19 protein-coding genes and 1 rRNA gene are annotated in these 22,040 nt (G+C 43.0%); 11 read left to right on the plus strand and 9 right to left on the minus strand.

Annotated features, from left to right (window positions below):
- The 9 genes from BQ4305_RS11960 to dnaA form a co-directional block, all read right to left on the minus strand.
- A 16S ribosomal RNA gene (locus BQ4305_RS11960) occupies positions 1–217 on the minus strand; the annotation flags it as partial.
- Between the two features lie 308 nt (positions 218–525).
- Positions 526–1,596: an HD-GYP domain-containing protein gene (locus BQ4305_RS11965; RefSeq protein ID WP_234396978.1), complete on the minus strand. Its 1,071-nt coding sequence runs from the start codon at positions 1,594–1,596 to the stop codon at positions 526–528.
- 175 nt (positions 1,597–1,771) lie between these two features.
- Positions 1,772–4,345 carry a DNA gyrase subunit A gene (gene gyrA / locus BQ4305_RS11970; protein WP_110928032.1) on the minus strand — a complete coding sequence of 858 codons (2,574 nt, stop codon included), beginning with the start codon at positions 4,343–4,345 and terminating at the stop codon, positions 1,772–1,774.
- Positions 4,346–4,435: 90 nt separating this feature from the next.
- A complete protein-coding gene (gene gyrB, locus BQ4305_RS11975) occupies positions 4,436–6,355 on the minus strand; it encodes a DNA topoisomerase (ATP-hydrolyzing) subunit B (RefSeq protein WP_110928033.1) in 1,920 nt (639 codons plus the stop codon).
- A gap of 83 nt (positions 6,356–6,438) precedes the next feature.
- The gene (gene remB, locus BQ4305_RS11980) at positions 6,439–6,690 is read right to left on the minus strand and encodes an extracellular matrix regulator RemB (RefSeq protein ID WP_110928034.1); all 252 of its coding nucleotides are present in this window, start codon (positions 6,688–6,690) and stop codon (positions 6,439–6,441) included.
- Between the two features lie 12 nt (positions 6,691–6,702).
- Complete coding sequence (gene recF, locus BQ4305_RS11985; protein WP_110928035.1) at positions 6,703–7,821, minus strand: DNA replication/repair protein RecF; 1,119 nt, start codon at positions 7,819–7,821, stop codon at positions 6,703–6,705.
- 22 nt (positions 7,822–7,843) lie between these two features.
- Positions 7,844–8,056: a S4 domain-containing protein YaaA gene (yaaA, locus tag BQ4305_RS11990; RefSeq protein WP_110928781.1), complete on the minus strand. Its 213-nt coding sequence runs from the start codon at positions 8,054–8,056 to the stop codon at positions 7,844–7,846.
- A gap of 191 nt (positions 8,057–8,247) precedes the next feature.
- Entirely contained in the window at positions 8,248–9,384 is a 1,137-nt protein-coding gene (gene dnaN / locus BQ4305_RS11995; RefSeq protein WP_110928036.1) for a DNA polymerase III subunit beta, read from the minus strand.
- A 189-nt stretch (positions 9,385–9,573) separates the two neighbouring features.
- Positions 9,574–10,917 (minus strand): chromosomal replication initiator protein DnaA, encoded by a 1,344-nt coding sequence (gene dnaA / locus BQ4305_RS12000; RefSeq protein ID WP_110928037.1) that lies wholly within the window; start codon positions 10,915–10,917, stop codon positions 9,574–9,576.
- Between the two features lie 978 nt (positions 10,918–11,895).
- On the opposite strand from dnaA, the gene rpmH reads away from it, so the two are divergent.
- The 11 genes from rpmH (at position 11,896) to BQ4305_RS12055 (ending at position 21,993) form a co-directional block, all read left to right on the plus strand.
- On the plus strand, positions 11,896–12,030 hold the full coding sequence (gene rpmH, locus BQ4305_RS12005; RefSeq protein WP_110928038.1) for a 50S ribosomal protein L34: 135 nt from the start codon (positions 11,896–11,898) through the stop codon (positions 12,028–12,030).
- 79 nt (positions 12,031–12,109) lie between these two features.
- Positions 12,110–12,457: a ribonuclease P protein component gene (rnpA, locus tag BQ4305_RS12010; protein ID WP_110928039.1), complete on the plus strand. Its 348-nt coding sequence runs from the start codon at positions 12,110–12,112 to the stop codon at positions 12,455–12,457.
- A gap of 79 nt (positions 12,458–12,536) precedes the next feature.
- A complete protein-coding gene (gene spoIIIJ, locus BQ4305_RS12015; protein ID WP_110928040.1) occupies positions 12,537–13,325 on the plus strand; it encodes a YidC family membrane integrase SpoIIIJ in 789 nt (262 codons plus the stop codon).
- Positions 13,322–13,942, plus strand: a complete 621-nt coding sequence (gene jag / locus BQ4305_RS12020; RefSeq protein WP_110928041.1) for an RNA-binding cell elongation regulator Jag/EloR — start codon at positions 13,322–13,324, stop codon at positions 13,940–13,942. Before spoIIIJ ends, jag begins: the two co-directional genes overlap by 4 nt.
- A gap of 291 nt (positions 13,943–14,233) precedes the next feature.
- Positions 14,234–15,619, plus strand: coding sequence for a tRNA uridine-5-carboxymethylaminomethyl(34) synthesis GTPase MnmE (gene mnmE / locus BQ4305_RS12025; RefSeq protein ID WP_110928042.1), 1,386 nt, complete (start codon positions 14,234–14,236; stop codon positions 15,617–15,619).
- 95 nt (positions 15,620–15,714) lie between these two features.
- Complete coding sequence (gene mnmG, locus BQ4305_RS12030) at positions 15,715–17,601, plus strand: tRNA uridine-5-carboxymethylaminomethyl(34) synthesis enzyme MnmG (RefSeq protein WP_110928043.1); 1,887 nt, start codon at positions 15,715–15,717, stop codon at positions 17,599–17,601.
- A 27-nt stretch (positions 17,602–17,628) separates the two neighbouring features.
- Positions 17,629–18,345, plus strand: coding sequence for a 16S rRNA (guanine(527)-N(7))-methyltransferase RsmG (gene rsmG / locus BQ4305_RS12035; RefSeq protein ID WP_110928044.1), 717 nt, complete (start codon positions 17,629–17,631; stop codon positions 18,343–18,345).
- A 163-nt stretch (positions 18,346–18,508) separates the two neighbouring features.
- Complete coding sequence (gene noc / locus BQ4305_RS12040) at positions 18,509–19,369, plus strand: nucleoid occlusion protein (protein WP_110928045.1); 861 nt, start codon at positions 18,509–18,511, stop codon at positions 19,367–19,369.
- 300 nt (positions 19,370–19,669) lie between these two features.
- Complete coding sequence (locus BQ4305_RS12045; protein WP_110928046.1) at positions 19,670–20,431, plus strand: ParA family protein; 762 nt, start codon at positions 19,670–19,672, stop codon at positions 20,429–20,431.
- Entirely contained in the window at positions 20,424–21,272 is an 849-nt protein-coding gene (locus BQ4305_RS12050; RefSeq protein ID WP_110928047.1) for a ParB/RepB/Spo0J family partition protein, read from the plus strand. The genes BQ4305_RS12045 and BQ4305_RS12050 overlap by 8 nt, the downstream gene beginning before the upstream one ends.
- Before the next feature lie 16 nt (positions 21,273–21,288).
- A complete protein-coding gene (locus BQ4305_RS12055; protein ID WP_110928048.1) occupies positions 21,289–21,993 on the plus strand; it encodes a DUF554 domain-containing protein in 705 nt (234 codons plus the stop codon).
- Positions 21,994–22,040: the final 47 nt, after the last annotated feature.

Consider the following 22,040-nt stretch of genomic DNA (forward strand, 5'->3'; position numbering starts at 1 on the left):
AGACCGTCTTTCCATCTTCCCTCATGAGAGGGAAGAAACTATCCGGTATTAGCTCCGGTTTCCCGAAGTTATCCCAGTCTTACAGGCAGGTTGCCCACGTGTTACTCACCCGTCCGCCGCTAATCTCCGGGAGCAAGCTCCCTTTGATTCGCTCGACTTGCATGTATTAGGCACGCCGCCAGCGTTCGTCCTGAGCCAGGATCAAACTCTCCGAAGAATGTTTGACTTGCTCATAGAAGTGCTGGCATTGACATATGTCAATGGTCAACATTACTTTTTTTGAATAGTGTTAGTTCACTATATATCGTACGCTTACGCTTTGTTTTGTTCAGTTTTCAAAGAGCAATTTTCAATGCCGTTTCTTTCGGAAGCGACTTTATTAATATATCATTTCTAATATATCTTGTCAACACTTTTTATTTTTTCCTCTTGCCGACTTAGTTATTGTATCTGATCTAAGCTATAAAAGCAAGAGGAAACTTTTATTTTATAAAAAGAATCGTAAACAAATCATCTCTTGCTCCGTCAGATGAGTTCTTCGATATACAAATCTCTGTTTTGAGCTAAATGGATCATCTCATTCGAGTCTATCACTTTAATCAAAGGTCTGGTCGATGCCGCAGCATCAATAAACATAATTTCACCGACAAGACCGTTATTCAGTCTGACTTTCCTGCCAATTGTATATTGCATAAGACCGTTCACTAGAGTACGGACGACAGCGATATCAAATTTCCCGAAGCTGTCATGCATAATTAATTCCATTACTTTGAACGGCGATTGTTTTTTACGATACGTCCTTTCAGATGTCATAGCATGATATACATCAGCGACCGCAATAATTTGTGAAAATGTATTCAGCTCTCCGTTTTTTTTCCTAGCCGGATAGCCAGTTCCATTCATCCTCTCGTGATGTTCAAAGATGGCCATTTTCACGGAGCTCTTCAAGATAAAACTGTCTTTTATCATCTGCAGGCTGTAAATGGGATGCTGTTTGATTTCTTCGTTCTCCTGCATACTCAGCGGCATTGTCTTCTTCAATATAGAGGGAGAGACTTTTGCCATACCGCAATCCACTACACAGCCGCCCATAGTCATTTGATAGGTGTCGGCCAAGGTATAATTCATCCGCTGGGTAAGATAGCCGCTTAAAAGGCCCAGAGAAATCGCATGATGATAGATATAATCCTCCTTTGTGCTGTAATGATGGAGGGTAAATAGATCTGCTGGGTTTTTCATCGCCGTTTCGTACAGCGGAATAATAATTTCACGAATTTTGCCAACTTCGACTTTGCTGCCTGCCTGCCAATTGTGAAAAAGCTTTTTGTATTTCTGTACGGCTGTTAAATATAGCCGAATAAAATCTTTGTCCTCTTTTTCCGCGGTCTCATTTTCATAATCCAGTATTTCTTTCGGTTTGAAGGCACTCCCATCTTTTAATGCTTTTTCTACGCTTACGTCAGTGACCAAAAAGGCATGGAGTACCTCAATTAATTCCTGATTAAGAATGGTATTCTTCTTCATGAGGGGACGATTTAATAGTCCTTTTACTTCTTTTGCTATTATACAGCCATCCACCAATTCCCGCGTGCTCACCCTCAATTGATTCACCTCTATCCAGACATGTTTATAGAACTATTTTACTAAATCTTTCAAATTATTACCATCCCAAGTATGTGAAAGCAATAGAAAAGAGGACAATTCTCTCGCCTTGAATGAAAAAGACATCGAGGAAAGTTCCTCGATGTCTTTTTTCGATAATCCGGGAAGATTACTCTTCATCAGTTGAATCTGCTGATTCATCCTGTGTTTCTGTACTTTCGGAAGCATCCGTAGATTCGTATCCTTCGCCTTCAGCAGGTTTTTCAACCGTTACCGTTTCAATTTCTGTTTCTGTCTCTTTTTCCTCTTCTTTCTCTACAATGGCAACAGTAGAGACATATTCGTTTTCAGAGGTTTCAAGACGGATCAGTTTGACTCCTTGTGTGTTCCGTCCTGTTCGGGAGATATCATTTGCATCCATACGGATTAAAACTCCGGCAGCTGTGATCAGCATTAAATCCTGCTCAGTGCCAGAAATCGTTTTTACTGCTACAAGTTCGCCGTTCTTCTCTGTCACGTTACACGTTTTGATACCTACGCCGCCCCTGCTCTGCACTCTATATTCAGCGGCAGGTGTCCGTTTTCCGTATCCATTTTTCGTGACAATCAGAACTTCCTCATCGTCTTCCAAGATTTCCATTCCAACGACTTCATCATCATTTCTTAAAGAAATCCCTTTAACTCCTGCAGCTGTCCGGCCCATCGTCCGTACATCAGATTCAGGGAAACGGATGAGCATACCGGCCTTTGTTCCGATGATAATGTCTTTGCTTCCATCTGTAAGACGAACGGAGATTAATTCATCCTCATCACGCAGACCTACGGCAATCAGTCCGTTATTACGGATAGAACCGAAAGAAGATAGCGTGGTCCGTTTAGAGATCCCATGCTTTGTTGTAAAGAAAAGGAAACAGTCATCTGCAAATTCCTTCACTGGAATAATAGCATTGACAAATTCGCCTTTTTCAATTTCAAGAAGGTTAATAAGCGGAAGACCTTTTGCTGTCCTGCCATATTCAGGAATTTCATATCCCTTTGCACGGTACACCTTGCCTTTATTCGTAAAGAATAAGAGCGTATCGTGGGTGGAAGTGGTCAATAGATGGCCTACGAAGTCATCTTCATTGGTTCCCATTCCTTGAATTCCGCGGCCTCCGCGTTTTTGGCTGCGGTAGGTGGAAATAGGCAGACGCTTAATATAGCCATTATGAGTAAGGGTCACGATAATGGTTTCTTCCGGAATCAAGTCTTCATCCTCCAGATTTTCAAAGCCTCCGAGAAGGATTTCTGTACGGCGGCTGTCATTGAAGCGTTCCTTGATTTCCGTCAGTTCCTCACGGATGATTTCTAACACTTTTTCCTCATCTGCAAGAATGGCCTTTAATTCAGCAATCAGAGCCATCAAATTTTTATATTCTTCTTCAATCTTTTCTCTTTCCAGTCCGGTCAGACGCTGCAAACGCATATCCAAGATTGCCTGTGCCTGCTTTTCAGAAAGATTAAATTGTGTCATTAATCCTTCCCGTGCAATATCGGTTGTCTGGGAACCTCTGATAAGTGCGATGACCGCATCCAGGTTGTCCAGTGCAATTCGCAGTCCTTCCAGAATATGAGCACGCGCTTCCGCTTTTCTTAATTCAAACTCGGTGCGTCGGCGAATAACGACTTTCTGGTGTTCTAAGTAATGAAAGAGGATTTGCTTCAAATTCAGTACTTTTGGCTGGCCATCTACAAGAGCAAGCAGGTTAATTCCGAAGCTTGTCTGCATCGCTGTATGCTTATACAGGTTATTCAAAATAACGCTGGAATTCGCATCGCGGCGGATTTCCATGACAATCCTCATTCCGCTGCGGTCTGATTCATCACGCAGGTCGGTAATTCCTTCAATCCGCTTATCACGAACCAATTCTGCAATTTTCTCAATCAGTCTTGCCTTGTTGACCTGATAAGGAATTTCACTGACAATGAGGACCTCTTTGCCATTAGACTTCTGTTCAACATCAACTTTGGCCCGCAGTGTGATGGAGCCTTTTCCCGTTTCATAAGCTTTGCGGATTCCGCTTTTTCCAAGAATCATACCGGCTGTTGGGAAATCCGGGCCCGGAATGACTTCCATCAGTTCAGGAATGGTGATATCCGGGTTTTTGCTGAGAGCAAGCACACCGTCAATGACCTCGCCGAGCTGGTGCGGAGGAATATTCGTTGCCATGCCGACCGCAATTCCAGAAGAACCATTCACTAAAAGGTTAGGAAAGCGGGCTGGAAGTACAACAGGTTCTTTTTCAGAGCCATCATAGTTTTCACGATAATCGATTGTATCCTTGTTAAGGTCACGGACGAGTTCCATCGAAATTTTAGACATTCTTGCCTCTGTATAACGCATCGCAGCGGCAGGATCGCCATCGACTGATCCGAAGTTTCCGTGTCCGTCAACAAGCATGTAGCGATAGTTGAAAGGCTGAGCCATCCGGACCATCGTTTCATAAACAGCTGAGTCTCCGTGCGGATGGTACTTACCAATAACCTCCCCTGTAATACGGGCCGATTTTTTAAACGGTTTATCTGATGTCATTCCTAAATCGTTCATCGCATAGAGAATTCTTCGGTGAACAGGTTTCATTCCGTCCCGAACATCGGGAAGCGCCCTTGAAACTATTACGCTCATTGAATAATCAAGGAATGAGGTACGCATCTCCTTGCTTATATTAATTTCTTTAATATTGGATCTTTCACTTTCTGACATGGAGCCAACCTCCTTTATAAAACATGTATAAGAACAGTCTCTTTAAGATATAAAGAACAGGATAGGATACTGCCTATCCTGTTTCCTTTTTTAGATATCAAGATTTTTAACGTACAGCGCATTTTCCTCAATGAAGTTGCGGCGCGGCTCTACTTTGTCTCCCATCAGGATTTCAAAGGTTTCATCCGCCTCAATCGCATCTGTCAGAGTGACTTGAAGCAGTGTCCGGACTTCCGGATCCATGGTTGTTTCCCACAATTGTTCCGGATTCATTTCTCCAAGACCTTTATAACGCTGAATATTAGGCTTTTGACCGCTGAAATTTGCAAGGATTGTATCCAGTTCACGGTCATTGTACGCATACTCTACCCTTTTACCCTGCTGGACTTTGTACAGCGGAGGCTGGGCAATATAGACATAGCCATGTTCAATGATTTTCTTCATGTATCTGTAAAAGAATGTCAGCATAAGGGTTCTGATATGGGCTCCGTCCACATCGGCATCTGTCATAATGACGATTTTGTGATAACGGGCTTTTTCAATATCAAATTCTTCCCCCACACCTGTTCCGAGCGCAGTGATAATCGTCCGGATTTCATTATTTGACAGGATTTTATCCAGTCTTGCTTTTTCAACGTTCAGGATTTTACCTCTCAGCGGAAGAATAGCCTGAAATCTCCGCTCACGTCCCTGCTTGGCAGAACCTCCTGCAGAGTCACCCTCAACGATAAACAGTTCGCTTTCAGAAGGATCTTTAGAGGAGCAGTCAGCAAGTTTTCCGGGAAGGCTTGAAACTTCCAGAGCGCTTTTCCTTCTGGTCAATTCTCTGGCTTTCTTGGCAGCCATCCGGGCTCTTGCGGCCATTAATCCCTTTTCGACAATTTTCCTGGCTACGGCAGGATTTTCATACATGAAGGATTCCAGTTTTTCCGAAAGAACCGAGTCGGTGACAGATCGTACTTCCGAGTTCCCAAGCTTGGTTTTTGTCTGTCCTTCGAACTGAGGATCTGGATGCTTAATCGAAATGATAGCCGTTAATCCTTCCCTGACATCCTCGCCTGAAAGATTGGAATCTCCTTCTTTGATCAAACCGCTTTTACGGGCATAATCGTTAATGACACGGGTCAGTCCGGTTTTAAAGCCGGACTCATGTGTTCCGCCCTCATAGGTATGAATATTGTTAGCAAATGAAAATACATTGCTGACATAGCTATCGTTGTACTGGAGAGCCATTTCGACAGAAATCCCGTCTTTTTCGCCTTCCATAAAAATCGGCTCTTCATGCAGAACTTCTTTCGAGCGGTTTAAATGCTCTACATACGAGCTAATACCGCCTTCATAATGATATTCGTTCTTTTTGCCGTTTTCCCGTTTATCTTCAATCGTGATTTTCAGGCCTTTGTTTAAAAACGCCAGTTCACGGATTCTTGTTGCTAGCGTGTCATAATCGTATTCGAGGGTCTCTTTAAAGATTTCCCCGTCCGGAACGAAATGGATCGTAGTTCCTGTGCGATCCGTTTCTCCGATCACCTTAAGGTCCTCAGCCGGAACTCCCCGATGATATTTCTGATAATGTATATTCCCATCAAGGTGGACATATACTTCTAAAAGTGTGGACAGCGCGTTTACTACGGAGGCACCTACACCATGCAGACCGCCGGAGACTTTATACCCTCCGCCGCCGAACTTTCCGCCTGCATGAAGGACGGTCAAGATGACCTCAACTGCAGGGCGGCCCATTTTTTCTTGAATCCCAACCGGTATGCCCCGGCCATTATCTTTGACAGTGATGCTGTTATCTTCTTCGATGATGACATTGATTTCATCACAAAAACCGGCAAGAGCCTCATCTATACTGTTATCGACAATTTCCCACACCAAATGATGAAGACCCTTTGCTGCGGTACTGCCAATATACATTCCCGGGCGTTTACGAACTGCTTCAAGACCTTCAAGCACCTGAATCTGATCCGCATCATAGGACTGAATCTGATCTTCTCTTTGTTCCATTGTCACAAAAATCACCTACACTTTTCTAATGTCATTCCATTCTGTAATAAGTCGTACAGCTGACTGCTGATTTCATCCTTCATCTATTCATCGATCATAACAGCCTGCTGCTGTGATCGTTTATTCAGGGTAGCCGTGGCGAAAGGTGAATAATAAATTTGCTTCTCCGTCACCACGATGGATTTAACCGATTTCTTCGTAAGACTGGAGATGAAGTCTCCCTTTTTCTGCAGGTATTCATCCATGATTGGAGAGGACAGAAGCAGCTTTTTATCAAGAATCGCGATGATTTCCTTGGTATTGACCAGGATATCGTCGCCAATATGCAGATACATACATTCACCTCATCATTTCACCTTGATTATTGAGCCCTGTGTCACGTGAAACGTTGATGCTTCTTTCAGTGTCTGATGATCAATCCCATCCACAGAAGTCGTTGTGACAAAGGTCTGCACCTTGCCTTGAATCGTATTGAGCAAATGAGACTGCCTGAAATCATCCAATTCTGAAAGGACATCATCCAATAATAAAATGGGATACTCTCCTACCTCAGACTGAATTAATTCAATTTCGGCAAGCTTCAGGGATAAAGCGGTTGTCCGCTGCTGTCCCTGTGAACCAAAATGCTGAACATCGCGGCCGTTTACTAAAAAGACTAGATCATCTCTGTGCGGTCCGGCTAACGTGACGCCCCGTTCGATTTCTCTTGCTTTTATTTTATCAAATTTTTCCGTGAATACTTCTATCATTTTCGTCAAAGCCATGGATTCTGATACATCCAGAGAAGGTTTATATTCTATTTTTAATGATTCCAGGCCCCGGGAGATCCCATGATGGATCGGTTCAGCCCAGCCTTGAAGCATGGAAAGAAAATGATACCTTCTTTCGACAATTTTCGCTGCATATTGAATAAATTGCTCCGTTAAGACATCAAGCATGGTCGTATCCGATTGTTTTTTCGTCTGCAGAAGTTTAAGATAATGATTTCTTTGCTGAAGGATTTTCTGGTATTGGCTCATGTCATAAAGATAGACGGCAGAAACCTGGCCAATTTCCATGTCGATAAACCGCCGTCTCACTTGCGGGCTGCCCTTAACCAGATTCAGATCCTCCGGGGCAAACATGACCACATTCATATTGCCGACATACTGACTCAATTTCTGCTGTTCAATATGATTGCTCTTGGCCTTTTTTCCTTTTTTGGAAATCACTAATTCCAAAGGGATTGACGTATTTCTTTTTTGAACCCTTCCCTCTATTTTAGCATACTCCTCATCCCAGCGAATAAGTTCTTTATCGTTGGAGGTGCGGTGCGATTTAGCCATTGCCAAAACAAAGATTGATTCCATAACATTGGTTTTCCCTTGGGCATTCTCACCTAAAATGACATTTACCTTGTTTTCAAAGGTCATGTCCAGCTCTTCATAATTGCGGTAGTTTTTTAACTTGATCTGTTCAATATGCATAGTTTGGCCGCATCCTTTGGCGTCAGCCAGTAATCATGTAAGACCCGAATCCCGGTATCTCGATTTTGTCACCAATTCTCAGCTTTCTTCCTCGTCGAACATCGAGCTCACCATTTATAAAAATTTCATGTTCACTCAAAAACCATTTGGCCATGCCGCCGCTTTGAATAATATCAGCCAATTTTAAAAATTGGCCAAGCGTAATATATTCAGTGCTTATTTTTACTTCAGTCATCCGTTCTTCACTCATTTCTAAGTAATCTCTAATACTTTATTTTACTAAATATTTCTCTTTAATACAAAGTATTGCTTCAATATCGCTAAAAACGAACATTTTCCAAGGGGTTTTTGTCAAAGAGGGATGGAGGAATGAAAAAAACAAGGCCTTCAAAACAGAAGACCTTGTCTGCATCTATCTTTTTTTCTTTAATATGTTCTTACAGGAAGAATCAATTGGAGCATGGAACTGTCATTCAGCGGTCTGATGACAAACGGACGCATAGCCCCTGTAAAACTGATATGGATATCTGTCCCTTCAAGAGCTTTCAAAGCATCCATTACAAACTTAGCACTGAAGGAAATTTTCAAGTCTTCCCCTTCAACTGATTCAGCTTGAACTTCTTCAATTACTTTCCCAATCTCAGGTGTATTGGAAGATACTTCGACTACTCCGCTCTCCAAAGTAGAAAGTTTCACGACATTATTCCGTCCTTCCCTTGCTAATAACGAAGCCCGGTCAATTGCCTGAAGAAAATCTTTAGTGTGGACGGTTATATCTGTTTTACTGTCGGCTGGAATAAGACGGGAAGTATCCGGATAATTCCCTTCGAGCAAACGGGAATAGAACAAAAGATTTTTCGCTTTAAACAACACTTGATTATCTGTAATGACCATTTCAATTAAATCCGTTGTGTCATCCAAAATTTTGCTTAATTCATTAAGACTTTTCCCTGGGATGACCACACTGTATGTTCCATCGATCCTTGTTTCAATCTTCGCCTTTCTCATCGCAAGCCGATGGCTGTCTGTTGCAATACAGGTCAATTCATCATTTTCGACCTTCAAGTTTACACCTGTCAAGATAGGGCGTGTTTCTGAGGCGGACACTGCAAAAACCGTTTGTCTGATCAAGGTTTTCAATAAATCCGTCGGCAGTTTAAAAATATTTTCTTCTTCAATGATAGGGAGATGAGGATATTCTTCAGGATCTAACCCATTTAAGTTGAATTCAGCTTTTCCTGAACGAATAATGGTTTGAAAATTGCTCTGAACATCAATTTCAACGGTGTCCATCGGCAATTTTTTTACAATTTCACTGAAAAAACGAGCATTTAATACAATATCTCCCGTTGATTGAATTTCTGCAATTTCTTCTCCTTCTTCTTCAGCGGGTATGAAGGATTGAATCGAGATATCTGAATCGCTTCCTGTTAATGTGATTCCTTCAGTTGTTACATTGATTTTAATCCCGGTCAAAATAGGAATCGTTGTTCTGGATGTTATGGCTTTTAAGACTTCTTGTACACTATGGACCAATTTATCACGCTGAATGGTAAATTTCATGTTCATGCCTCCAATTAACGTTTGATGAATGAATGAATATATATATTATTATTTTAAAAAAACAGTAGTAATAGTAATAGGGCTTGTGAGTATGTGGATAACCATATGAAACGTAAGGAAAAACAGTCTATCCACATGTGGATAGACTGTGCGTAAGTATGAATAAGTTATTCACATAATTCAGAGCTATTACATTTTCAATTGTTCTTGAATTTCTTTGATCTGCCTTTGCAGCAGAGCATCCGTTTGGATGAGTTTTGATATTTTTTCATGTGCATGGATGACTGTTGTATGATCCCGTCCGCCAAACTCATCGCCAATCTTCGGAAGAGAGGAGTCGGTCATTTCCCGCGATAAATACATCGCAATCTGCCGCGGAAAGGCAACAGACTTGGTGCGCTTCTTTGCCTTAAAATCTTCCAGCTTGACGCTGAAATGTTCACCGACCGTCTTCTGAATTTCCAATATAGTAATCATTTTAGGACTGGAGTTCGGAATAATATCTTTTAAGGCTTCTGCTGCAAGATCAGCATTAATATCCTTATTAATCAAAGAGGAATAAGCAACGATTCTTATGAGCGCCCCTTCTAATTCGCGGATATTAGAATCAATCTGATTTGCAATATAGAGCATAACCTCATTAGGAATATCAAGCCCTTCTGCTTTTGCTTTTTTACGAAGGATGGCAATCCTGGTTTCTAAGTCAGGCGGAGTGATATCCGTTATAAGCCCCCATTCAAAGCGCGAACGCAGCCGGTCTTCCAGTGTCGGAATTTCTTTTGGCGGCCGATCGCTGGAAATGACGATTTGCTTGCTTTCTTCATGAAGAGCATTAAAAGTATGGAAAAATTCTTCCTGTGTCGATTCTTTTCCGGCTAAAAACTGAATATCATCTATTAATAAAACATCGATACTTCGGTATTTATCTCTGAATTCTCCCGTTTTGTTATCGCGGATAGAATTAATAAATTCATTCGTAAACTTTTCGGAAGACAGATATACGACCTTTGCCTGAGGGTTATGCTCAAGTACATAGTGTCCGATTGCATGCATAAGATGGGTCTTTCCAAGACCGACGCCCCCATAAATAAATAGAGGATTGTAGGCTTTGGCCGGAGCCTCAGCAACAGCTAAAGAAGCTGCATGGGCAAACCGGTTTCCAGAACCGATAACAAATGTATCAAAGGTGTTTTTTGTGTTTAATACATTTTGCTGAAATTCATTTTGTTCCTGTTTTTTCGGTTTTTTGACTGGAGGCGGCGGATTTAAGCCGTCATTGTCCTGATTGGGAGGTATGATGAATTTGGCTTCCAGCTCCTCGCCAGTCAATTCAAGCAGAACCTCAGCAACAAGATGAGAATATCTTTCTTCAAGCCAGTCGCGTGCAAACTCATTGGGAGCTGTAACGGTCAGGGTGTCTCCCTGAAGAAGATAAGCTTTTGTTGATTTCAGCCAGGTTTCGAAGCTGGGCTTACTCACTTTTTTCTCCATTTTCGATAAGGCCTGTTTCCAGAGTCCCTCGATATTTTCCAAGCGGATCCCTCCTTTTCGCAAGATTTCATAAAACCGGATAAAGACACAAAGAAACCCATCGGATTGCTGTTTTTTTACAATGTCCAGCAATAGTTCGGTGAGTCCAAACATGTAAGATTTATGATCAGTATTTATTTGTAGAAATTTTGTATAACTCCGCATACAGGCGGCTTATTTTCATCAACAGCTATCCTAGAAAAATATATAATAAGGAATAAATATGGGTTTTCGACAATATCCACGTATTGTGGACAAATTCATATTCACAAGCTGAATAAACTATCCACAAGTTATCAACAGTCTGTGGATAAACGCACCCTGTTGATAAAGTTATCAAGAGTGAAAACACAAATATAATATCAGATATTCGTATGGGTTGCAATGGAATTATAAAGATTATCCACAATACCCTAAAGCTGTTGAGAAAAACTTTTCCACAGGGGAAAGTATGTGTAGAAGTGGTTGAATAAGCATGTGGATAGAGGAAAAACCTGTCGAATTTTATCCACAGCAAGGGGATGAATAAGAAAAGGCCAACAATTGAAGAATGGTCCTGATGAGGAGAAAAGGAAATTGCTGCGACAATAAATCCGTTTGGAAGACAGCTTGATTTTTTAGAATAAAAGATTTTCCTATACAAAAGGATTTGCGGGAATTGTAAGATGATAACGGCAAAAAACATAGAAAAGATATCCTCTTTTTTTACGAAGGAGAAAAATACCTATACCGAATATATGAAAAATCCTTTACAATTATGTAGGAAAAAGAAAAAGATGCACTGAGATACCAATTAGACCTTTTTAACAAAGTTTGCTGTTTTTTCTTTAAAGCAGATCTATTCAGGATAAACGGCATTATCTATAAGAACAAAAGATACAAGAAGTAAAAAAATCGGGAATAAGGTTGACATTTAGTGGTACACATTTATATAATCATAAAGACTGTCTTTAACTGTTATTCCTCAGGGAGGTGTCATATATGAAAAGAACTTATCAACCGAATACACGTAAACATAGCAAAGTTCACGGATTCCGTGCGAGAATGAGCACGAAAAACGGACGTAGAGTTTTAGCTGCACGTCGCCGCAAGGGCAGAAAAGTATTATCTGCATAGACCACTGAAAAGTCTCAGTGGTCTTTTTTCTAAAACGGGACCTGTGCGAACATCCAATTCGTATTGTAGGTGTTAATGAATGAAGAAAAAATTAAGGATAAAAAAAGACGATGAATTTCAATTGGTATTTAAAAAAGGAGAATCTTTTGCCAATCGGCAATTTGTCGTCTATGTCCTTGACCAGCCGGAACAGGATTATTTCCGGATCGGCCTTTCAGTAAGTAAGAAACTTGGGAATGCGGTCGTTCGGAATCAGATAAAAAGATACATACGACAGGCCTTTCTGGAATTAAAAGAGCAGATAGACACGGGGAAGGATTATGTGATCATCGCCCGGAAGCCGGCTGTCGACATGGATTTTGCCCAGGTGAAGAGCAGCCTGATCCATGTGCTGAAGCGTGCAAAGTCACTGCGCTACCGCAAATAATGGCGAAAAACAGAAAATGCTGTTAAAAAGAGTAACAACATATCATGATTTATAGAGAGCAGTTAGGAGGAAAAATTGGTTGAAAAAACGAATATTACTCGTTATTGGACTGGCTTCAATAATGATGCTGCTAGCCGGATGTACTGAAATCAATAAGCCTATTACAGCAGAAAGTACTGGAATATGGAATTCGTATATTGTGTATCCGCTTTCTAAACTGATTATTGCCATCTCTGAATTTTTGAATGGAAGCTACGGTTTTGGACTGATTGTCGTGACCCTTTTGCTTCGCCTGATTATGCTTCCATTGATGATCAAGCAAGTGAAAAGCTCGAAAGCCATGCAGGCAATCCAGCCTGAGATGAAAGAGCTTCAGGCGAAATACAGTTCTAAGGATGCTGCGACACAGCAGAAGCTGCAGCAAGAAACGATGGCGTTATTCCAAAAGTATAATGTCAATCCTTTGGCGGGCTGTCTGCCGATTCTTGTTCAAATGCCGATTCTGATCGGTGTGTACCACGCAATCAGCCGTACGGAGGAAATTTCCCGTCACAGCTTCTTATGGTTTGACCTGGGTTCACCGGACCCTTACTATATTCTTCCGGTTGTGGCCGGTATAACGACATTTATCCAGCAAAAGCTCTCAATGGTGGGAATGAATTCGAATCCTACTATGGCGGCGCAAATGACCATGATGTTGTATATTATGCCTGTCATGATCGTTATTTTTGCGATTAATTTTCCTGCTGCTCTTTCACTATACTGGGTAGTTGGTAACCTTTTCGGAATTGTTCAGACGTATTTTATTAAAGGCCCGGATATGAAGAAGGCAGCTGCGGAAAACGCGGGAGGAGCTAAGAAGAAGTGAAGAAGATCACTGCTGCAGGACGAACTGTCGAAGAAGCAGTACAATCAGCTTTAACTCAGCTTAATACCACAAGAGACCGCATCGAAGTAGCCATTATTGATGAAGGCAAAAAAGGTTTTTTCGGCGTTTTTGGGAAAAGGAATGCTGTCATTGAAGCAGTCCTTAAGCCGGATGCTGTCGAAAAAACCAAGGAATTTTTGAAAAATGTCAGTGAGAAAATGGGAATCCATGCAGATATTGAAGTAAGGCAGGAAGGGAAGAATGTGACCTTTTGCCTTTCTGGAGAGAAGATGGCCCTTTTAATCGGAAAACGCGGCCAAACCTTGAATTCCCTTCAATATTTGGCTCAGCTTGTAGCAAACCGGTATTCGAAACACTATTTGAATGTGTGGGTAGACGCCGGGAACTACCGGATCAAGAGAAAAGAGGCGTTGGTGCAGCTTGCTGAAAGGACGGCCCAGAAAGCACTGAAAACTGGGAAAGCCGTTTCTTTAGAACCAATGCCTTCATATGAAAGAAAGATCATTCATACAGCTCTGCTGAGAAAAGATAAAATCAAGACGGTTTCTCAAGGAACAGAACCGTATCGGCATCTTGTGATCATGCCGATTAAGTAGAAGAAATGGACCTTATGTCAAAAGCATAAGGTCTTTTTTTGTGCCCCGGCTTAAGATTGGAAAAAATGAGGCAGAGATAAAAGGAAGCTGTATGGCTGGGATTGTTGTTATTCACATGTGGATAAGTTAAAATGAGTATAATAAGAGAAAATAAGCTGTGGATAAAGAGGTCCCTTTGCAAGTGTCTCTGCTTTTGTTCGATTCTATTGTATGGTATTGTTATAAATTAGGGATTTATAAATAAGGAACACTTTATAGATAAAGCAGGAAATAGAAATAAGAGGTGAAAACATGGAATTTGATACAATCACCGCCATATCGACTCCAATGGGGGAAGGGGCGATTGCTATCGTCCGCATAAGCGGTGATCATGCCATAGAAATAGCCGACAGGATTTTTCAGGGACCGTCCGAAAAGAAACTTTCACAAGCTCACTCCCATACGATTCATTATGGACATCTAATACAGCCGAAAACAGGCGAGGTCGTCGAGGAAGTAATGGTTTCTATTATGAAAGGTCCGAAAACTTTCACAAGGGAAGATGTTGTGGAAATTAACTGTCACGGCGGAATTGTTTCAGTCAACCGGGTGCTTCAGCTGGTTCTTTCCCAGGGAGCGCGCTTAGCAGAGCCAGGCGAATTTACAAAACGGGCTTTTTTGAATGGCAGAATTGATTTATCTCAGGCTGAAGCGGTCATGGATTTGATCCGTGCCAAAACGGATAAAGCCATGAATGTCGCCTTAGGCCAGATGGAAGGCCGGCTTTCGAAACTGATTCGGAAGCTGAGACAGGAAATATTAGAAACGCTCGCACAAGTCGAGGTTAATATAGATTACCCGGAATATGATGATGTCGAAGAAATGACTCATCGTTTATTTTTGGAAAAGGGAAGCTATGTGAAGAAGGAAATCGAAAAGCTGCTCCGGACTTCCCAGCAGGGAAAAATTCTGAGAGATGGTTTATCAACCGTCATCATCGGCCGTCCGAACGTTGGAAAATCTTCCTTATTGAACAGCTTAGTACAGGAAAACAAAGCTATCGTAACGGATGTAGCAGGGACAACGCGGGATATCATCGAGGAATATGTCAATGTCAGAGGCGTACCGCTGAAGCTGGTCGATACGGCTGGCATTCGTGAGACAGAGGATATTGTAGAACGGATAGGTGTAGAGCGTTCAAGAGCTGTCCTGAAGGAAGCGGATTTGATTTTATTGGTCTTAAATTACTCGGAAGAGCTTACACCGGAGGATGAAAAACTGTTTGAAGCGGTGGCAGGCATGGATGTGATTGTCATTGTCAATAAGACTGATCTTCCAAGGAAAATCGATTTGAACAGGGTGTATGAGATTGCCGGCCGACATAAGGTTGTGACTACTTCCTTACTGGAAGAACAGGGCGTCGATGAGCTGGAAGAAGCCATTGCAGCTTTGTTCTTTGCAGGTTCTCTTGAAGCAGGGGATTTAACCTATGTATCAAATGCAAGACATATTGCCCTGTTGGGGCAGGCGCTTCAATCTATAGAGGATGCTCTGGAGGCCATTGAGATGGGGACGCCTGTAGATTTGGTCCAAATTGACTTTACGAAGGCATGGGAACAGCTTGGGGAAATCATCGGCGAGAGCGTACAGGATAACTTGATTAATCAGTTATTCTCTCAATTTTGTCTTGGGAAATAAACGATTGCTGATAGGCTGATGAACGCCCGCTTCCTATTAACTTGAGACGGGCAGGAAGGTCTTCGGATATTGAAAACATTTAGGAGGAAACAGCAATGCAATATGAAGCAGGAAGCTATGATGTCATTGTCATAGGAGCCGGTCATGCAGGAAGTGAGGCGGGCCTTGCGGCTGCCAGAGTCGGTGCGAAAACATTAATGCTGACCATTAATCTGGATATGGTTGCCTTCATGCCGTGCAACCCGTCCGTCGGGGGACCGGCAAAAGGGATTGTTGTTCGGGAGATTGATGCGCTTGGCGGCGAAATGGGAAGAAATATTGACAAGACGCATATTCAGATGCGGATGCTTAACACAGCGAAAGGCCCGGCAGTAAGGGCGCTTCGAGCCCAGGCCGATAAATTCCTGTATCAGCAGGAAATGAAGAAAACGATTGAGAACCAGCCCAACTTGACATTAAGGCAGGGAATGGTTGAAAGACTGATTATAGAGGATGACGTCTGTACCGGAGTCATCACACAGACCGGTGCCGTTTACAGGGCGAAAACCGTCGTCATTACGACAGGTACGTTCCTGAGGGGCGAAATTATTCTCGGCGAATTGAAATATTCAAGCGGCCCGAATAATCAGCAGCCCTCCATACGTCTTTCAGAGCACTTGGAAGAGCTTGGGTTTGACTTAGTGCGGTTTAAAACGGGAACACCGCCAAGGGTGAACAGTTCATCCATTGATTACAGCAAAACGGAGATTCAGCCTGGGGACGATGTTCCGCGTGCCTTCTCTTATGAAACAACCAAATTCATTACCGATCAGCTTCCATGCTGGCTGACGTATACAAGTGAAGAAACCCATCAGATTATTGATGCGAATCTTCACCGCTCCCCGATGTACTCTGGGATGATCAAAGGGACAGGTCCCCGATATTGTCCGTCCATTGAAGATAAAGTGGTCCGCTTTAGTGATAAACCGCGCCATCAGATTTTCCTTGAGCCAGAAGGAAGAAACACTCAGGAAGTATATGTTCAGGGATTATCAACCAGCCTTCCGGAAGATGTTCAGCGTAAAATGCTGGCTTCGATACCAGGACTTGAAAAAGTTGAAATGATGCGTGCCGGCTATGCGATTGAATATGATGCCATCGTTCCGACACAGCTTTGGCCGACACTGGAAACAAAGAAAGTGAAAAACCTCTATACAGCCGGACAAATTAATGGAACTTCAGGCTATGAGGAAGCGGCCGGACAAGGGTTAATGGCCGGTATGAATGCTGGTTTAAAGGCAGTTGGCAAGGAAGAAGTGATTCTTAGCCGTTCTGATGCCTATATCGGTGTCCTGATTGATGATTTGGTAACGAAGGGGACGAATGAGCCTTATCGATTATTGACATCACGTGCGGAATATCGCCTTCTTCTTCGCCATGATAATGCTGATTTACGCCTGACCGATATTGGCTACCGGATTGGAATGATCAGCGAGGAACGATATGAACGGTTTAAGGCGAAAAGAGAAGCGGTGGAAGCAGAAAAAGCAAGACTGAAATCCATCTTCATTAAACCGACAAAACAGGTTCAGGAATTAATCGTGGCGAATGGCGGAAGTGAATTAAAGGATGGAATCCGTGCGTCCGACCTCTTAAAACGGCCTGAAATGGATTATTCCCATATCCAGCTGCTTGCGCCAAGCGAAACAGAACTTGATGAGGAAATCACTGAGCAGGTAGAGATCCAAATTAAATATGAAGGGTATATTGAGAAATCCCTTCAGCAAGTTGAGCGGCTTAAGAAAATGGAAAATAAAAAAATCCCTGAGGATATCGACTATGAGGCGATCACAGGCATTGCGACGGAAGCGCGCCAAAAGCTGAAACAGGTCCGCCCTCTTTCAGTTGCTCAAGCCTCACGGATCTCAGGTGTCAATCCTGCAGATGTCTCCATTTTACTTGTCTACCTTGAACAGGGAAAAATCGCCCGTGTTTCTCAGTAAAGGAATTACTCGAAAAGGATTGAAGATATGAACATTGAACAATTTCAACAAGCGCTTCAGGAGAAAGGAATCAGCCTCTCCGAGAAGCAGCTTGGCCAATTTGAAACCTATTACAGACTGCTGGTTGAATGGAATGAAAAGATGAACCTGACAGCAATCACAGAAAAGGAAGAAGTGTATCTGAAGCATTTTTATGATTCAATCAGTGCAGCTTTCTATTTTGATTTCAATCAGCCGCTCAGCCTTTGTGATGTAGGAGCTGGCGCAGGTTTCCCGAGTCTTCCGTTAAAAATTTGTTTTCCGGAGATTCAGGTTTCAATCGTCGATTCATTAAATAAGCGGATTTCCTTCCTGAATCATTTGGCAGACGAGCTGCAGCTCAGCGGTGTTTCGTTTTATCATGACCGTGCCGAAACCTTTGGAAAGAATCCTGAACACAGGGAAGTCTATGATACTGTCATGGCCCGGGCGGTTGCCCGGATGTCCGTGTTAAGTGAGCTTTGTCTTCCGCTTGTAAAAGAAGGCGGAACATTCCTTGCCATGAAGGCTGCAAGTGCAGATGAAGAACTGGAAACAGGCAAAAAGGCCATTACAGCCATGGGCGGGAAATTAGAGGAAGTGCATCGCTTCCTGCTGCCTGAGGAACAGAGCGAACGGACCATTGTGAAAGTGCGCAAAGTGAAAGGAACGCCAAAGAAATACCCGCGGAAGCCGGGAATGCCCAATAAAGCACCGGTTGAATGAGCCGCAATCGGAAATTTTCCTAGCAGAACCACTTATAATGTCTTACTATTGAAGTAGGGAAATAATATTTGCACTTAATTTATTCATGCCTGACGTATCAGCAGGACTTATCCGTTGGATATGGAATATGTAATTTGGGAGTTTTAAAAGGTGGTGTATGGTGATGAAGCATCCTTTTTCGCGGTTTTTTGGGTTTGGCGAAAAAGAGCAAGAGGAAATCGAAATGGAAGAGTCCCCAAGCGAAAATGAAGAAATCAGGAAGATAGCCATTTCTGATATTGTTCCCAATCGGTATCAGCCCCGAACCGTTTTTAATGATGAAAAAATCGCAGAGCTCGCTCAAACCATTCATACGCACGGAATTATTCAGCCAATTGTCGTAAGAGAGTATGAGCAGGGAAAGTATGAGATTATTGCTGGGGAGCGGCGATTCAGGGCCATGCAAAAGCTTGGCTGGGATACAGCTCCGGTTATTATAAAGAATTTCAATGACACTGAAACGGCTTCAGTCGCCTTGATTGAAAACCTTCAGCGTGAAGAGCTAACACCAATTGAGGAAGCCATTGCGTATGGCAAGCTTTTGGAACTGCACAGTCTGACACAGGAGGCACTGGCTCAGCGGTTAGGAATCGGCCAGTCTACTGTGGCGAATAAGCTCCGGCTTCTCAAGCTTCCCCAGGAGGTGCAGGATGCTCTTCTGGCAAAGCAGATTACTGAACGGCATGCCCGCTCACTCATTCCTTTGAAAAATCCGGAGAAGCAGGTCAGTCTGCTTGCGGAAGTCATAGAGAAGAACCTGAATGTGAAGCAGACGGAAGAACGAGTTGTGAAGATGCTTACGACTGCAGATCGGAAGCCAAAGCCAAGAAGAAAGGCTTTTAGTAAAGATATGCGAATAGCGGTCAACACCATTCGACAATCGCTCACAATGGTTTCCGATAATGGCATTAATCTGGATTCCGAAGAAGAGGAATTTGAGGAATACTATCAATTCACGATTAAAATACCGAAAAAGAAATCATAATATGCCTATTTATCCAGCTTGGTAGTCACGTCGATGCCAGGCTTTTTTTGACTCTTTTTTTGGAGACTTAATAGAAAGTGAGTGCGGTTTAGCCTGATCCGTCTGCAGGACGGGCAGAGGATGAGTTCAGCGGCTGCTTTTTTGGAAAACTCATTATTTCTTCTCGCTTTCGTGATAAAATAGTTTTTAATAATCTGCTAGTTTTCTGTCTTGATCAGGTACATATAGATAAAGCGAGGCTCCAGCCGCCTGATACGTATCCGCGGCTTTAGTCTCATAATGGAGAAAGTAGGTGACTTCATGGGAAAGATCCTGGCCATTGCCAATCAAAAGGGCGGCGTGGGAAAAACAACGACATCCGTAAATCTCGGAGCTTGTCTGGCGCATTTGGGGAAAAAGGTTTTATTAGTAGATATTGATCCGCAAGGCAATTCTACAAGCGGCGCAGGGATTGAAAAAGCGGATGTAGAACAATGTATTTATGATGTGCTTGTTGACGATGTTGAGGCGAAGTCTGTCATAAAAGAAACCAAGGTTCCGAATTTTTTTGTCATCCCGGCGACCATTCAGCTTGCCGGGGCAGAAATTGAGCTTGTTCCGACTATTTCACGTGAAGTGAGGCTGAAAAGGGCGCTTGCGGAGATTCAGGATCACTTTGATTACGTTCTTATTGACTGTCCTCCTTCACTCGGGCTTCTTACGCTCAATGCGCTGACGGCTTCCCATGCTGTTTTGATTCCGGTTCAATGTGAGTACTATGCCCTGGAAGGATTGAGTCAGCTTTTGAATACCGTTCGGCTCGTTCAGAAACATCTGAACCATGACCTCAGAATTGAAGGGGTGCTGCTGACCATGCTCGATGCGCGAACCAATCTTGGCAATCAGGTTATGGACGAAGTGAAGAAGTATTTTCAGGATAAGGTGTATAAAAGCATCATTCCCCGCAATGTCCGGCTGAGTGAGGCGCCAAGCCATGGAGAGCCTATTATCATGTATGATCAAAGGTCAAGGGGTGCGGAATTATATCTAGAATTGGCAAAGGAAGTGATTGCTAATGGCTAAAGGACTTGGAAAAGGAATCCACGCCATTTTTACGAATACAGAGGATGAAGCCATCTTGGAAATCAAGCTGGAGGAACTGCGTCCCAACCCGTATCAGCCGCGAAAGGTTTTTGACCCGGCTGCTATAGAAGAACTGAAAAACTCGATTCTGAAGCATGGAATTCTGCAGCCGATCATTGTTCGGAAAAGCATTAAAGGCTATGAAATCGTAGTCGGCGAAAGAAGGTACCGGGCAGCTAAAGAAGCGGGATTAGATAAGATTCCGGCTGTAGCCAGAAAGCTGAAGGAACAGCAAATGATGGAGTTTGCCATCCTTGAGAACCTGCAGCGTGAAGACCTGAATCCGATTGAAGAGGGCCTCGCCTACCAGACCCTGCTGGAAAAGCTGAATTTGACACAGGAAGAGCTTGCCAAAAGGCTTGGAAAAAGCAGACCGCATATAGCCAATCATATCCGCCTTCTTTCCCTGCCGGATGAGATTCAGGAGTATATCTCAGCAGGGAAGATTTCCATGGGTCATGGAAGAACGCTTCTGGGTCTCAAAAAGAAGAATCAGCTTTCCGCAGTGGCCGAGAAGATGATCAAAGAAGGGATGAATGTGCGTCAGCTCGAGCAATACATTCAAAAGCTAAACGAAGGTGTTCCACGTGAAACGAAACCTTCAGCCGGAAAGAAGGACGTTTTTATCCGTCAGCGCGAAACGAGCCTGCGTGAAAGACTGGGTACGACGGTAACGATAAAACAAACAAAGAAAAAGGGCAAAATTGAAATTGAATTTTTCTCAAATGAAGATTTAGAAAGGATCTTGGAGATCATCGATCAAGAACATGTTTCTTCCTGAATAAGGTGAATGAAAAATGGTATTGTTAGGGACGTTAGTGAATGGATTGTGCATAGCGGGGGGCGCTATACTCGGAAGGTTTCTCCAGAACATTCCGTCGAGAATGAAGGAAACTGTTCTCTGCGGGATAGGACTGGCTGTCATTGTCCTCGGCCTGCAAATGGGCTTTAAAAGCGGTAATTTTCTCATTGTTATTTTGAGTCTTGTCGGCGGGGCAGCTATCGGTGAGTGGATTGATTTAGAGAAGCTGCTGAATGCTGCAGGCAAGTCCATTGAAAGAAGGATGAAGCCGACGGAGGGATCCTCCATTGCCCAGGGATTCGTAACAGGAACACTGATTTTTTGCATTGGTGCGATGTCAGTTCTCGGAGCCTTGGACAGCGGCATTCGGAATGACCATCAGATTCTTTTGACCAAAGCTATTATAGATGGGTTTACTGCCCTTGTTTTATCGAGTACATTAGGAATCGGAGTCATTTTCTCGGCTGTCCCGGTCATGATTTATGAAGGAGCTATTGCTCTGTTTGCGACTCAAATCAATAAATGGGTGCCTGGCGGCTTAATGGATAGTTTTATTTTAGAGATGACAGCTGCGGGCGGGGTGATGATCATGGCTATTGGCTTGAATATCCTTGGAATCACAAAAATCAGGGTGGCTAACCTGCTCCCTGGCATTGCTGTTACTGCCTTGATCACGTCCATTGTGTATTATTGGCCTTAAGCATGTAAGCATAAAAAGAATAAAAGCCGCTTCCAAATGGAGGCGGC

Origin of the sequence: Bacillus massiliglaciei, assembly GCF_900098925.1 — a bacterium.
In the GTDB taxonomy this organism is placed as follows: domain Bacteria; phylum Bacillota; class Bacilli; order Bacillales; family DSM-1321; genus Peribacillus; species Peribacillus massiliglaciei.

Bases quoted from the DNA above. Each gene is read 5' to 3' on its own strand.
- BQ4305_RS12055 (WP_110928048.1), top strand. From the start codon at position 21,289: ATGGTATTGTTAGGGACGTTAGTGAATGGATTGTGCATAGCGGGGGGC.
- gyrA (WP_110928032.1), bottom strand. From the start codon at position 4,345: ATGTCAGAAAGTGAAAGATCCAATATTAAAGAAATTAATATAAGCAAG.
- rsmG (WP_110928044.1), top strand. From the start codon at position 17,629: ATGAACATTGAACAATTTCAACAAGCGCTTCAGGAGAAAGGAATCAGC.
- BQ4305_RS12045 (WP_110928046.1), top strand. From the start codon at position 19,670: ATGGGAAAGATCCTGGCCATTGCCAATCAAAAGGGCGGCGTGGGAAAA.
- yaaA (WP_110928781.1), bottom strand. From the start codon at position 8,056: ATGACTGAAGTAAAAATAAGCACTGAATATATTACGCTTGGCCAATTT.
- gyrB (WP_110928033.1), bottom strand. From the start codon at position 6,355: ATGGAACAAAGAGAAGATCAGATTCAGTCCTATGATGCGGATCAGATT.
- BQ4305_RS12050 (WP_110928047.1), top strand. From the start codon at position 20,424: ATGGCTAAAGGACTTGGAAAAGGAATCCACGCCATTTTTACGAATACA.
- recF (WP_110928035.1), bottom strand. From the start codon at position 7,821: ATGCATATTGAACAGATCAAGTTAAAAAACTACCGCAATTATGAAGAG.
- noc (WP_110928045.1), top strand. From the start codon at position 18,509: ATGAAGCATCCTTTTTCGCGGTTTTTTGGGTTTGGCGAAAAAGAGCAA.
- mnmG (WP_110928043.1), top strand. From the start codon at position 15,715: ATGCAATATGAAGCAGGAAGCTATGATGTCATTGTCATAGGAGCCGGT.
- remB (WP_110928034.1), bottom strand. From the start codon at position 6,690: ATGTATCTGCATATTGGCGACGATATCCTGGTCAATACCAAGGAAATC.
- rpmH (WP_110928038.1), top strand. From the start codon at position 11,896: ATGAAAAGAACTTATCAACCGAATACACGTAAACATAGCAAAGTTCAC.
- rnpA (WP_110928039.1), top strand. From the start codon at position 12,110: ATGAAGAAAAAATTAAGGATAAAAAAAGACGATGAATTTCAATTGGTA.
- dnaN (WP_110928036.1), bottom strand. From the start codon at position 9,384: ATGAAATTTACCATTCAGCGTGATAAATTGGTCCATAGTGTACAAGAA.
- mnmE (WP_110928042.1), top strand. From the start codon at position 14,234: ATGGAATTTGATACAATCACCGCCATATCGACTCCAATGGGGGAAGGG.